12 protein-coding genes and 1 tRNA gene are annotated in these 12,062 nt (G+C 65.1%); 7 read left to right on the top strand and 6 right to left on the bottom strand.

All coding sequences use genetic code 11. The features are described from left to right. Positions 1-82 precede the first annotated feature (82 nt). Positions 83-367, bottom strand: coding sequence for an RNA polymerase sigma factor (locus LC060_RS17235; protein WP_226637785.1), 285 nt, complete (start codon positions 365-367; stop codon positions 83-85). Beyond that, entirely contained in the window at positions 364-1,251 is an 888-nt protein-coding gene (locus tag LC060_RS17230; protein ID WP_226637783.1) for an ArdC family protein, read from the bottom strand. Before LC060_RS17230 ends, LC060_RS17235 begins: the two co-directional genes overlap by 4 nt. Positions 1,252-1,806: 555 nt before the next feature. Between LC060_RS17230 and LC060_RS17225 the strand changes: the two genes are divergently transcribed. Together LC060_RS17225 and LC060_RS17220 are read left to right on the top strand one after the other, a co-directional pair. Next, on the top strand, positions 1,807-2,307 hold the full coding sequence (locus tag LC060_RS17225; protein WP_226637781.1) for a Panacea domain-containing protein: 501 nt from the start codon (positions 1,807-1,809) through the stop codon (positions 2,305-2,307). Positions 2,308-2,351: 44 nt separating this feature from the next. After that, entirely contained in the window at positions 2,352-3,068 is a 717-nt protein-coding gene (locus LC060_RS17220) for a hypothetical protein (protein ID WP_226637778.1), read from the top strand. A gap of 67 nt (positions 3,069-3,135) precedes the next feature. Here the strand turns inward: LC060_RS17220 and LC060_RS17215 are convergent, their stop codons facing one another. Then, positions 3,136-4,365: a tyrosine-type recombinase/integrase gene (locus tag LC060_RS17215; protein WP_226637777.1), complete on the bottom strand. Its 1,230-nt coding sequence runs from the start codon at positions 4,363-4,365 to the stop codon at positions 3,136-3,138. A gap of 197 nt (positions 4,366-4,562) precedes the next feature. Then, a tRNA-Gly gene (locus LC060_RS17210) sits at positions 4,563-4,636 on the bottom strand. A 193-nt stretch (positions 4,637-4,829) separates the two neighbouring features. Between LC060_RS17210 and LC060_RS17205 the strand changes: the two genes are divergently transcribed. Further along, the gene (locus tag LC060_RS17205; RefSeq protein ID WP_226637776.1) at positions 4,830-6,695 is read left to right on the top strand and encodes a methyl-accepting chemotaxis protein; all 1,866 of its coding nucleotides are present in this window, start codon (positions 4,830-4,832) and stop codon (positions 6,693-6,695) included. A gap of 4 nt (positions 6,696-6,699) precedes the next feature. On the opposite strand, the gene LC060_RS17200 is transcribed toward LC060_RS17205, so the two are convergent. Then, positions 6,700-7,788, bottom strand: coding sequence for a bifunctional transcriptional activator/DNA repair enzyme AdaA (locus LC060_RS17200; protein WP_226637775.1), 1,089 nt, complete (start codon positions 7,786-7,788; stop codon positions 6,700-6,702). Positions 7,789-8,087: 299 nt separating this feature from the next. Here LC060_RS17200 and LC060_RS17195 point away from each other — a divergent pair, with 299 nt between their 5' ends. Next, on the top strand, positions 8,088-8,297 hold the full coding sequence (locus LC060_RS17195; RefSeq protein WP_226637773.1) for a GXWXG domain-containing protein: 210 nt from the start codon (positions 8,088-8,090) through the stop codon (positions 8,295-8,297). Positions 8,298-8,407: 110 nt separating this feature from the next. Here the strand turns inward: LC060_RS17195 and LC060_RS17190 are convergent, their stop codons facing one another. Continuing rightward, positions 8,408-8,875: a TlpA family protein disulfide reductase gene (locus tag LC060_RS17190; RefSeq protein ID WP_226637772.1), complete on the bottom strand. Its 468-nt coding sequence runs from the start codon at positions 8,873-8,875 to the stop codon at positions 8,408-8,410. A 172-nt stretch (positions 8,876-9,047) separates the two neighbouring features. Here LC060_RS17190 and argH point away from each other — a divergent pair, with 172 nt between their 5' ends. From argH to lysA, 3 genes are all read left to right on the top strand, one after another. Further along, positions 9,048-10,421, top strand: coding sequence for an argininosuccinate lyase (argH, locus tag LC060_RS17185; protein WP_226638236.1), 1,374 nt, complete (start codon positions 9,048-9,050; stop codon positions 10,419-10,421). 22 nt (positions 10,422-10,443) lie between these two features. Continuing rightward, positions 10,444-10,701, top strand: a complete 258-nt coding sequence (locus LC060_RS17180) for a hypothetical protein (protein ID WP_226637770.1) — start codon at positions 10,444-10,446, stop codon at positions 10,699-10,701. A gap of 67 nt (positions 10,702-10,768) precedes the next feature. Next, a complete protein-coding gene (gene lysA / locus LC060_RS17175) occupies positions 10,769-12,028 on the top strand; it encodes a diaminopimelate decarboxylase (RefSeq protein WP_226637768.1) in 1,260 nt (419 codons plus the stop codon). Positions 12,029-12,062 lie beyond the last annotated feature (34 nt).

Here is a 12,062-nt window from a genome sequence, read left to right as displayed (position 1 = left end):
GCACAGACTCGCGCCTAACATCCTTGCTGCCAAGTGCAAAATGAAGGCGGCCGGGGCCCTGTGGGCTCCGGCCGCGCGCATATCACCATCCCTTGCGCTCCTGACGCCGCAGAGAACTGGCGATCATTTCGATGGCATGGGCGAGATGGGTCTCGGCCTGCGCGTTCGAGATACCAAGTTCGTCCGCGATCCGGGGCACGTTCAACCCTTGGATGCGGGCCAGACGAAAGGCCGCGTGCTCGGCATCGGGAAGCGAGGCCATCGCGCGCATATATCGCCGGTGCCGGGGATCGGAGACCTCGGCAAAGGCGCCCCTGAGCGACACCTCCCGGATACGCTGGACGAGGAAGGCAAGAGGCCGGATCATGCCGCCTCCTCCCCGAAGGCAAGGAGGTAATCGGCGGCCTTGCTGGCGGCACTGGCCGCGCGAAAGATCGCCTTTTCGTCCTCGCGCAACACGGCAAGCCACGCACCGATATAGTCGGAATGCCGCACGCTTGGCGCGATCCCCAAGGAGGCACAGACAAAGGCGCTGGTCATCTCGGCGACCAGTTCCTCCCGGCCATACTTCGCGGAGCGATAACGGCCCGACTGGTCCCGGTTGAGGCGGGTAGAATGCCCGGTCCAATGCCCCAGTTCGTGCAGCGCGGTGCGGTACCAGTTGATCGGATCGGGGAAAGCGACCTGTGGCGGCACCATCACGAAGTCTTCGGCCGGGGCATAGTAAGCCTCGCGCCCACCAATCCGAAAGTCCGCGCCTGACAGCGTGATGATCCGGTCGGCCTCGATCCGCGTCATGACCGGATCAGGCACGCTCGCGGCCGCCCCGTCCTCGATAGGAAGCCCTTCGCACTGGTCGAGATTGAAGACCGTAAACCGCTTGAGGAACGCCACGGTGCGCGGGTCGCGGTCCTCGCTCCGGGCCTTTTGCGCCTCGTCCTTGGGTGTGAAACGATCCGCGTAACAAATGACCGTTCCCTTCTCCCCGCGCTTGACGTTGCCGCCTGCCTTCTCGGCCTGCTTGTAGGTAAGCCAGCGCTGCGAGGAATAGCCGCCCCCGATCCCGGCCGCCCACAGGATCAGCACGTTTATGCCGCTGTAGATGCGCCCGGTTAGCCCGTTGTGCGGCATCGTCACCGGGCACCGCGCCGCGTCCCACGGCTGCACCCACGGCACGCGGCCTTCCTCCAGTTCGGCAATGATCCGGCTCGTGACTTCTCCATAGAGGCTCTGACGATTGTCCTTGGCCATGCTCCTTCACTCCTTCCTTCAACCGCCATTGACCGGCGCCAGGGTGGCGGGGGGCGGCAGGAGCGAACCAGCAGCCCCGCCGGCAAAAGGCGGGGCGCACCTGCAAGGCCGTAACAACGTGAAGGACCCGAGAGCGCAGCGGCCGGGTTGCGCCCCGTCGAGGCGGGGCTATCGGGCAGCGACGCCCCCCGTCACCTTGGAGCCGACAAAGGCCAACGCCGCCGCGCGGGTCAGCGCGGCGACCGCTGAAGGGATGCAAGCCGCATCCCGCCCTGACAGGGATCGTCACGGCTCTGCCGACGAGACGGCGGCGTAGCCGGTGGCTCGGTTGAGCGACAGCGAAATAGAGCCCGGCCGTGCCATAGGCGCGGGTCAGTCAGTGCTTCAAAGGATCAAAAAACAACGAGCTGGAGCTCAAGCCCACGGCTTCATTTCCGCAAGCGGCGTATGCCTGCTCGTATCGCCAGCGGACCGGTGATAGCTTCGATTGCGCGGAACCCTCTTCATCTGTACCGGCAGCCGCGCACGGGCCAATGAAGAGCTCATGAGATAGCAATGTACGACGCCAGACAAGTTGCCAACTATCTACTGGACTGCGCAGAGGATCGCGGAGTGGTGCTCACTAACATGGGCATACTCAAACACATCTACTTTGCTCACGGCTGGCACTTGGCCTCGTTCGATACGCCGCTGATTTCGAATCGCATTGAAGCTTGGGAATACGGGCCCGTCATCAAGGCCGTATACGACAGCTTCAAGGTTTACGGAGCAGGGCCGATCACCAGCCGTGCAACCATGATGGACCTGGATACGGGCGAGGTCACGGAAGCACGGGCAGACTTCTCTGCTGAAACCGAGAAGTTGCTCCGCTCCATCTTGCGGTATTACTCGGGTTTTGGCGCCTTTGAGCTGTCCGATCTCACCCATGTGCCTGGAGGGCCATGGGATAGGGTATGGAATGCCGGAGACGGCAAGGTCCGGTTGAACATGGAAATCTCGAATGAGTCCATTCGCCGTCATTTCATTGAGCAGGGGAAAACGGCAACTGTGCAGTAGCAGCCGCCTTTGTTCACTGCGCACATAATGGTAAAGATCCGTTCATGGCTTTACCGATTCCCCCACTTCAAGACGTGGTCAGGTTAACTGGTCATAACGTCGAAACGACAGCTGCCAACCTTAGGCGCTACTACCGCACAACCGGAGCTGTCTGGGGCTACAGCCCAGCCAAGCGGGTGGCGCGAACTGTATTCAGTTCCTCCATTTCGCGCCAGGCAGCTGTTCGCGCCTGTGGTTCCACCGGCAACAAATTGGGGCGGCCATACAACGAGGAAGTTGGAGGATTGATCTGGGATGCCGCGCAGGGGCGCGGAGATCTCCTGTGCCACGTCCTTTCACCGCAGAAACTCAATCTGCGTCCTGACTTCGCGATTACCGTCGATCCTCTGTTTTTCTTTCGCGAGAATGGCAGGACCACTCTTTTCTACCTTCAGCCCCGGCGGGGTCACGTGCCTGGTCGCGATGGCTTGCGGATGATCGCCAGTACGATCATGTCGCTCTTCGCAGTCGATCAGCTGAGCGACGCAGATTTGCTTTTGCTCGATCTGAGCGCTCCTGAAGGATGTAAAGAACGCAGTATCAAGCCGTACACCCTTGCGGACCTTTCCCTTCTGGAATCGGGGGAAATGGAGGCGTTCTTTCAGCGATTTGTCGACGCGCATGATATACTCACGGCCGAAGGGGTGACCCGTAAAGAGCGGCGCAAGCAGCCCCCGCGCGATCTTGGAGATGACCTGTTCGGCGGTGATCTCCGCGCCTGACACGGACTTCTCTCAGTGGAAGGTCTGTTTCGTTGAATCGCGTCGCGCGCGCTCAGATGTACGGAACCTATATGCGACTTTTGGACACCCGCTTGGGCTGGCCGTCATCGCGCCTTTCATCGAGATAATCGCTCCACCATTGCGCCATCTCGACCCGTTCCTTCCAGTGAGCGCCACGGTGATATGCCGCCCGGACCTTGTCGCGGTCCCCATGCGCCAGCGCACGTTCGATGGCGTCGGGATGCCACTTGCCGCTTTCATTGAGCAGGGTGGACGCCATAGCCCTGAAACCATGGGCGGTCATTTCATCGCTGGCGTAGCCGAGACGGCGCAAGCCAGCGTTGATCGTGTTGTCGCTCATAGGTCGGCGACGCGACCGGATGGAAGGAAACACGTACCCTTCCGGCCCCGTCAGCGCCTTGGCGTCTTCAAGCAGGGCGAGGCTCTGGCGAGAAAGCGGGACCAGATGGTCTTTTCGCATCTTCGTCTTCGCGGCGGGGATCCTCCAGAGTGCACCATCGAAGTCGAACTCTGACCATTCGGCGTGGCGCAACTCGCCAGGGCGGACGAAGACATGGGGCGCCAACTGCATCGCCAGTTTGGTCATGGGCTGACCTTCATAGCCTTCAATCGCCCGCAGCAGTTCCCCAACGCGCTCCGGGTCGATGATCGCGCCATAGTGGGTGACCGTGGGCGTGGTTAGCGCGCCACGAAGGTCGCGGGTCGGATCGGAAGGAATACGGGCGGTGGCGACCGCGTAGCGGAAGACAGCGCCAGCAAGTTGGAGCGTGCGACGCGCGCTTTCCAGCTGCCCCTTCTTCTCGATTCTGCGAACGGCGGTCAAAACGTCTATTGGTTGGATATCGGCTATCGGCATGTCTCCGATCGAGCCGCGTAGCAGCGAGAGAAGGTACTCACTGCGGTTGGCCGTCGCGGGTGCCCAAGCCTTGGCGCCATCGCGTTTGCGCTTGGCACAATACTCCTCGGCGACGGAGGTGAACGTCGTGGCCGAGGCCATTTCCGCGCGCATCTTGTCACGCCGCTTTTCTATCGAAGGATCGCGCCCGTCGAAGACCAGCTCACGCGCACTGTCGCGGCGGCGGCGGGCTTCGGCCAGGCCGACGGTTGGATAGGTGCCGATCGCGAGCGCCTTTTCCTTGCCGTGGATGCGATACTTCACGCGCCAGAGCTTTCCCCCTGTCGGTTTCACCAGCAGGAAAAGGCCAAGCGCGTCGCCCAGCTTGTAGGGCTTCTCTCGGGGCTTCGCGTTTCGGATCGCAATGTCGGTAAGTGGCATATTTCAGCGCCTTTCCCGTTACGAGTCCCCCACGATGGGGGTCTCTCTCACTGGCCCAGACGACGAAACCCCAAAGTACCCCCAAAATTTCCTGGATGCAGGTGGAAAAGGGCGGTCAAATCCGGACGAAGCGGAGCGCAAAAGCCCCGGATTTCCGGGCTTTTATACCATTCTTCGGATGATTTTTGAAGGGGGGATGGAGCGGGTGAAGGGAATCGAACCCTCGTCGTCAGCTTGGGAAGCTGCTGCTCTACCATTGAGCTACACCCGCGAAGGGAAGCTCGATTGCACCGGTTTGGTCGTTTGGTCAATGGGGTTTTGCGGCGGGGCCGGGTTCGCGGGGGCTCGGGGCGTCATCGAGGCTTGCGTATTCCTGCGGGGGGGAGCCTTCAGGGCTTTGTTCGAGGGCGCGTGGTACCCGCGCCGGGGCCACGACAGGGCGTGGCGGGAAGACGGACATCGCGATGGTACTGCTGGGCAATCTCAAGATTCGGACGGTCACTCTGGTGACGACGCTGCTGATCGGCGCGCTGGCGCTTGTGAGCGGGGCGATGGCGCTGCGCTTCATCGATGGGCTGGGCGAGAGCCTGTCCTATTCCTCGGACAACACCGTGCCCAGCCTGTCGGTCCTGGGCGAGGTCGCGCAGCACCAGGCGCAGGCGCGCATCCTCATCTCGCAGCACATCCTGGCCGACACGCGCAGCGAGACGCGGCGTATCGACGAGGAGCTAGCAACGACGCTCAAGGAAACCGATGCGCGGATCTCCAGCTACAAGAACCTGGTGTCCGATGCCGAGGAGGAAAAGCTCTTCAACCAGTTCACGGCAACCTGGAGCGAATGGAAGAACGAAGTGCAGGCGGTGCGCTCGGCTTCGATGGGTCTGCGCACCGAAGAGGCGACCGGGCTCTACAACCGGGACTTGAAGCCGCTGGGTTACCGTCTCGATTCGCTGGTGAAGGAGGAATTCGCCTACAACGTGGAGATCGGCAACGCCGCGGGCGAAGAAGGCAAGGCGACGGTCGCGAGCTCCTTCAACTGGATCGTGGGACTGCTGGTCCTGATCGGCGCGGCCTGCGTCCTCGTCCTGGTGGTGATGACCAACCGCGTGGTGCGCCCGCTCGCCGGGCTGACGCGCGCGATGGAGGACATGGCGCGCGGCGACCTCGAGCGCGCGGTGCCCGGGCGCGAGGGACGCGACGAAATCGGCGCGATCGCCCGCGCGCTCGAGGCCATCAAGGAGGCCGTTGCCGAGCGCGCCCGCAAGCGCGCCGAAGAGGCGGCCGAGTCCCAGCGGGTCGTCGTCGAAGAACTGGCTGGAGGGCTCGAAGCGCTGAAGGGCGGCAAGCTCGATTGCGCGATCACCACGCGCTTCCCGCAAGATTACGAGCGTCTGCGGGTCGACTTCAACGAGACCGTGACGAGCCTCGCCAGTGTGCTGGGTGACGTCGCGGGCGCGGCGGACAACGTCAACAATGGCGCGGGCGAGATCGCCAGCGCCGCCGACGATCTGGCCGGGCGCACCACCGCGCAGGCGGCCGCACTCGAACAGTCGGCTGCGGCAGTGCGCGAACTGCGCGAGTCGGTCTCGGACACCGCCCGCGTGGCGCAGGATGCGCGCGACAACGCGCAGGCGACCGAGCGCGAGGCCGAGGATGGCAGCCAGATCATGGTCCGCGCGAGTACCGCGATGGAGGCAATCTCCAAGTCCAGCCAGCGCATGGCCGAGATCGTCACCCTGATCGACGGGATCGCCTTCCAGACCAACCTCCTGGCGCTCAACGCCGGGGTCGAGGCCGCGCGTGCGGGCGAGGCGGGCAAGGGCTTTGCGGTCGTCGCGACCGAAGTGCGCGCGCTGGCCGAGCGTTCGGCCGAGGCCGCGCGCGAGATCAGCGGGATCATCCAGACCAGCGGCGGCGAGGTGCACAACGGCGTCGAAATGCTGGGTCAGACCCGCGAGGCGCTGGGCAAGATCGTCACGCGCACCGGGGAACTGGCGAACATGATCGGGCGCATCGCGGAATCGGCGAACGAACAGGCCAATGCCATCGGCCAGGTCGATCAGGTCGTGGGCCAGATGGATACCACGACCCAGCAGAACGCGGCACTGGTCGAGGAATCGACGGCCGCCTCGCGCAGCCTGGCGCAGGAAGCCCAGCGCATGGGCCAGCTCGTCGGGCGTTTCGATCTTGGCGCCGGCGCGCGTGGCAGCATGGGCGGGGCGAATGTCCAGCATCTGCCCGTGCGCAGCCCGGCGCGCGCACCGTCACCTGCGCCAGCCCCGATGACGCAGGGCAACCTCGCCGTGCAGGACGATTGGGCCGAGTTCTGAGAGTTCAGGCGGCCTCGTCGCGGGAAGTGGCCGCCCTTTGCTCACGCAAGCTGCGCTCGATCTCGATCAGGCGCTGCTTGCGCCACAGGCCGCCCGCATAGCCGGTGAGTGAGCCGTCCGCGCCGATCACGCGGTGGCACGGGATCATCAGTGCGATCTGGTTCGCGCCATTGGCACGGGCGACCGCGCGCACCGCGCGGGGGCGTCCGATCTGGCGGGCAAGCTCGCCATAGCTGCGGGTTTCGCCGGGGGGGATCGTGCGAAGGGCCTCCCAGACCTGCCGGGTGAACGGCGTCCCGGCCATGGCGATAGGCGTCTCGAAGGTACCTGATTGCGCCGCAAAGTATGCGGAGAGCTCGTGGCTGGCCTGCTCGATGGGCCCGAGCGCGCCGATGCCGATCCGTGCGTTGGTCCCGGCCTGGAGCTTCTTCAGCTCGGCGGGCAGGCCCTTGCGGTCAACGAATTCGAGCAGGTGCAGGTGATGCGCGGAGGCGACCGCGATCATGTCGCCCAGCGGCGTCGGGACCCAGCTGGCGCGCAGCAGCCCCTCGCCGTGGACGAGCTCGCCCGGTGCGCAGCCCAGAAGGCGCGCGAAGGCGGCGCGAAAGGCGCTGGGGGATTCAAAGCTGGCCTCCAGCTGCGCCTCGACCACGTTGCCGCCCTCGGCGAGCGTGGTGAAGCCTTCGCGCACCCGGCGCTGGCGGGCCATCTCCAGGAAGGTCATGCCGAAATGGCGCTTGAAGGCGCGGCGTACGGTCGAGGCATCGAGCCCCATGGCCACGATGTCACCCTCGCTCCAGCGTCGGGCGGGCTGGCGGTCGAGCGCGGCCAGGAGTGTCTCGATCACCGGCTCGGCCTTGGCGGCGGCTTCCAGCGGGTGGCAGCGCTTGCAGGGCCGGAAGCCAGCCTCGATGCATTCCCCGATAGTGGGGCGGAAAATGCAGTTCTCGGGGCGGGGCTTACGCGCGGGACAGGTCAGGCGGCAGAACACGCCCGTCGTCGAGACGCAGACATAGGCCTGCCCGTCGAAGCGCGCATCGCGGGCGAGCAGGGCGGCATAGAGCGCCGCGTCATCGGGAAGATCGAACAGCATGGCCCCCTTGTACCACTTTGGCCGTAGTCGTGGCGCCGGATTTCGGGCGTCTATTTCGTGCAGGTAGGAAGGTGTTGGAAGAAAAGGCTTTCCGAGGGCCATCGCCCTCGGGCTCCCCGAACTGTCGAGCCCACCTTAGGCGCGCTGCCTTGGCTTGGATGGGTAAGGTCGCCCATTCTGGGGTCAAGGGGCGATGGCCCCTTGAATATCCTCCTTCCTGCTTCCTCATTTCAATTTACTTATCTAGATAAATAATTCATGATCCGCGCACAAACAAAGTGACATGGGAGAGATGTGCCGTGGATTTCTCGCAGGCCCTTGCAGCTGGATCGGTCACGCCCGAGCAGGCTTTCGCGCTCTTCGATGCGCTGGAACCGGTCGACCTTCCCTTTCTGCTCGGCACCTGGCGTGGCGATGGCCTGACGGCGCGGCGATCCGGGAACCTATTTTTTCGTGCTGCGACGCGAAGAGTAGAAAAGGTCTTTTTTCAAGGGGCCATCGCCCCTTGACCCCAAAACGGGCGACCTCACCTCTCTCGGCTTCCATGGCGCGCGCAAGGCGAGGTGGACGGTATGGGGAGCCCGAGGGCGATGGCCCTCGGATTCTTTCCTTCGTCTTCTTACGACTTCGCCTCGGCGATCAGCTTCAGGGCCTCGGCACTTGTCCAGTCATTGCCGCCGGTCCAGCGCCACACTTCCTTGCCGTTGGCGTCGAACAGGATCGTGACGGGCAGGTTCCCGCCGTACTGGAAGGAGAGGTCGGCTTCCTCGTCGATCCAGGGCTCGACGTTGTCGAGTTTGCGGCGGCGTAGGATCTCGACGACCTTGCCCGGCTGGCCCGCGTCCTGCGAGATCGGCAGGACGGTGACGCCCAGGTCGTCCTCGCGCCCGATCAGGGTGTTGAGCGTGGGCAGTTCCTCCACGCATGGCGCGCACCAGGTTGCCCACAGGTTGACCAGCACCGGCTTGCCCTTGAGTGAAGTCAGGTCGAGGCTTTCCCCGCTGGGATCGCTCAGCGAGATCACGGGCATCGGCTCGCCCTTGTGCGAACGATCCAGCTTGCCTTGGGCACTGGGCGCTGCGGGCACGGTGGGCGCCTCTGCGCCCCCGCCTGCCGGAGCCTGCGAAGCTGTCGGTTGCGCGTCGGGTGCGCTTTGCCTATCGCAGCCCGCGAGCAGCAGGGCACAGGACCCGGCACACGAATACAGGACGAGCGACTTGAGCGATTTGGACAATGGCACGGGCGGGGGCTCCAACCAGATGTGGGGCGGACGGTTCGCAGAAGGACCGTCGGCGATCATGCGCGAGATAAACGCGTCGATTCCCTTCGACAAGGCACTGTGGCGTCAGGACATCGCGGCAAGCAAGGCGCACGTCGCGATGCTGGGCACGCAGGGCATCGTGACCGCGGATGATGCGAAGACCATCACCGAGGGCCTCGACAAGGTCGCCGCCGAGTACGAAGCGAACGGCGTTCCGGAAAACTGGGACCTCGAAGACATCCACATGACGACCGAATCGCGCCTGGCTGAGCTGATCGGTCCGGTCGCGGGGCGCCTCCACACCGCGCGCAGCCGCAACGACCAGGTCGCGACCGACTTCAAGCTCTGGGTGCGCGAGGCGATTGACGAGGTCGATGCAGGGCTTGAGGCACTGCAGAAGGCGCTGGTTGCGCAGGCCGATGCCCACGCGGCCTCGATCATGCCTGGCTTCACCCACCTCCAGACCGCGCAGCCCGTGACGCTCGGCCATCACCTGATGGCCTACTACGAGATGATCGCGCGCGACCGTTCGCGTCTGGCCGACAACCGCACGCGCATGAACCGCTCGCCGCTCGGCAGCGCGGCGCTGGCGGGTACGGGCTTTCCCATCGACCGTGAGATGACCGCAAAGGCGCTGGGCTTCGACGGGCCGACCGCGAACAGCCTCGACACCGTCTCGGACCGCGATTTCGCGCTCGACTACCTGATGGCCGCAGCCCAGTGCTCGCTGCACCTCTCGCGCCTGGCCGAAGAGTTCATCATCTGGGCGAGCCAGCCCTTCGGCTTCGTGCGCATGGCCGATTCGCTTTCGACCGGCAGCTCGATCATGCCGCAGAAGAAGAACCCGGACGCCGCCGAACTGGTGCGCGGCCATGCGGGCCGTATCGCGGGCTGCCTCACCGGCCTGATGATGACCATGAAGGGCCTGCCGCTTGCCTATTCCAAGGACATGCAGGACGACAAGCCGCCTGTCTTCGAGGCGCACGGCCTGCTCGCGCTTTCGATTGCGGCGATGACCGGCATGGTCGCGGACAGCGATTTCAAGACCGAGCGCATGCGTCAGGCCGCCGAGATGGGCTTTGCCACCGCGACCGATCTTGCCGATTGGCTGGTGCGCGAGGGCGACATTCCCTTCCGCGAGGCGCACCACATCACCGGCGCGGCGGTGAAGCTGGCCGAAGGGCGCGGCGTCGCGCTCGACCAGCTGCCGCTTGAAGATCTGAAAGAGATCGACAGCCGCATTGACGAGCGCGTATTCAAGGCGCTCTCGGTCGAGGCGTCGGTCGCCGCGCGCATGTCGCACGGGGGCACCGCGCCCGACCAGGTGCGCGCGCGTGTGGCCGAGGCCCGCGCCGCGCTCGGCATGGCCTGAGGGCAGGCGAGGAGACACGGGAATGCGCAAGGTAGCGGCTCTTCTGGTCCTGGCGGCGCTGGCGGCCTGCGGGCAGCGCGCGGATCTCGCGGTCAAGGAAGGCGGCAGCCTGCCGCCCGCGCCCTATGGCCGCGAGCAGAAACCGGGGCCGGGCGAACTGCTCACCCACCCGACCATCGCCATTCCCAAACGCAGCGTCGAGCTGCGCACGCGCTCGGAGGAACGGGAGGACGATCCTTTCGATCTCCCCCCGCCCGAGCGCGCGGTCGATCCGCAGTAATCCCGCCTTCCAATGCAGCGGCCCGCCACGGCGGCGGGCCCACACCGAATTCTCCGACAGGAACATCATGGACCATTTTCAGCTGATCGACGGCGAGCTTTGCGCCGAGCAGGTGCCGCTGGCCGACATAGCCCGCAACGTCGGCACCCCCGTCTACGTCTACTCGCGCGCCACCTTCGAGCGCCACGCCCGCGTCTTTCGCGAGGCGCTCTCGGGCCTGCCGAGCGTCCACATCGCCTTCGCAGTGAAGTCGAACCCGAACCTTGCCGTGCTGCGCCTGCTGTCGAAGGAAGGCTATGGCGCGGACGTGGTCTCCGAAGGCGAGATGAACCGTGCGCTGGCCGCTGGAATGCCCGCCGAGGACATCGTCTTTTCGGGCGTCGGCAAGTCGAAGCGCGAGCTGACGGCCGCGGTGAAGGCCGGGATCGGCCAGTTCAACCTCGAAAGCGAGGAAGAGGGCGTCGAACTGGCGGCCATCGCCTCCGAACTTGGCGCCACGGCGACCTGCGCGCTGCGCGTCAACCCGGACGTCGATGCGCGCACCCACGAGAAGATCTCGACCGGCAAGGCCGAGAACAAGTTCGGCGTCTCCTATGACCGCGCCGCCGGGATCTACGCGCGGCTCTCCGCGCTCGAAGGCCTCGACATGCGCGGGCTGGCCGTCCACATCGGCAGCCAGATCAGCGACCTCGAACCCTCGCGCCAGGCCTTCGTGAAGATGGGCGCGCTGATGGAGGAACTGCGCGCGCAGGGCCTCTCGGTCACCCACATGGATCTGGGCGGTGGTCTGGGCGTCCCCTACAAGGGCAACGAGAGCCTGCCCACGCCCGCCGACTATGGCGCGATGGTGGTCGAGGTGACCAGGGGCTGGGACGTCACCGTCATGTTCGAGCCGGGCCGCGTGATCTCGGGCAATGCGGGCGTGCTCGTCTCCGAGGTGATCCGCGTCAAGGAGGGGACTTCCGCGCCCTGGATCGTCGTTGATGCCGCGATGAACGACCTTGCCCGTCCGGCGATGTACGATGCCTGGCACGACTTCGCGGCGGTCAAGCCCACGGGGGAAACCTTCACGGCCAATGTCGTGGGCCCGATCTGCGAAAGTTCGGACACCTTTGCCAAGAACCGCGAGGTCGACGTGGTGAAGGCAGGCGATCTCGTCGTCTTTCGCACCGCGGGTGCCTATGGTGCGACGATGGCCAACACCTACAACAGCCGCGCGCTGGTGCCCGAGGTCATGGTCGATGGTGACAGTTGGGCGCTCGTCGCGGGGCGCATCGAGCCCGAGACGATCCTCGCGGCCGAAAGCGTACCGGACTTCCTCGCCTGATTGAGGCCCACGCGCAGGCTTGGTAAGGAGCGGC

Source organism: Novosphingobium profundi, from assembly GCF_020524485.1.
In the GTDB taxonomy this organism is placed as follows: domain Bacteria; phylum Pseudomonadota; class Alphaproteobacteria; order Sphingomonadales; family Sphingomonadaceae; genus Novosphingobium; species Novosphingobium profundi_A.
Note: the sequence above shows the minus strand (reverse complement) of the source record. Positions and strands in the feature narration are given on the sequence as shown.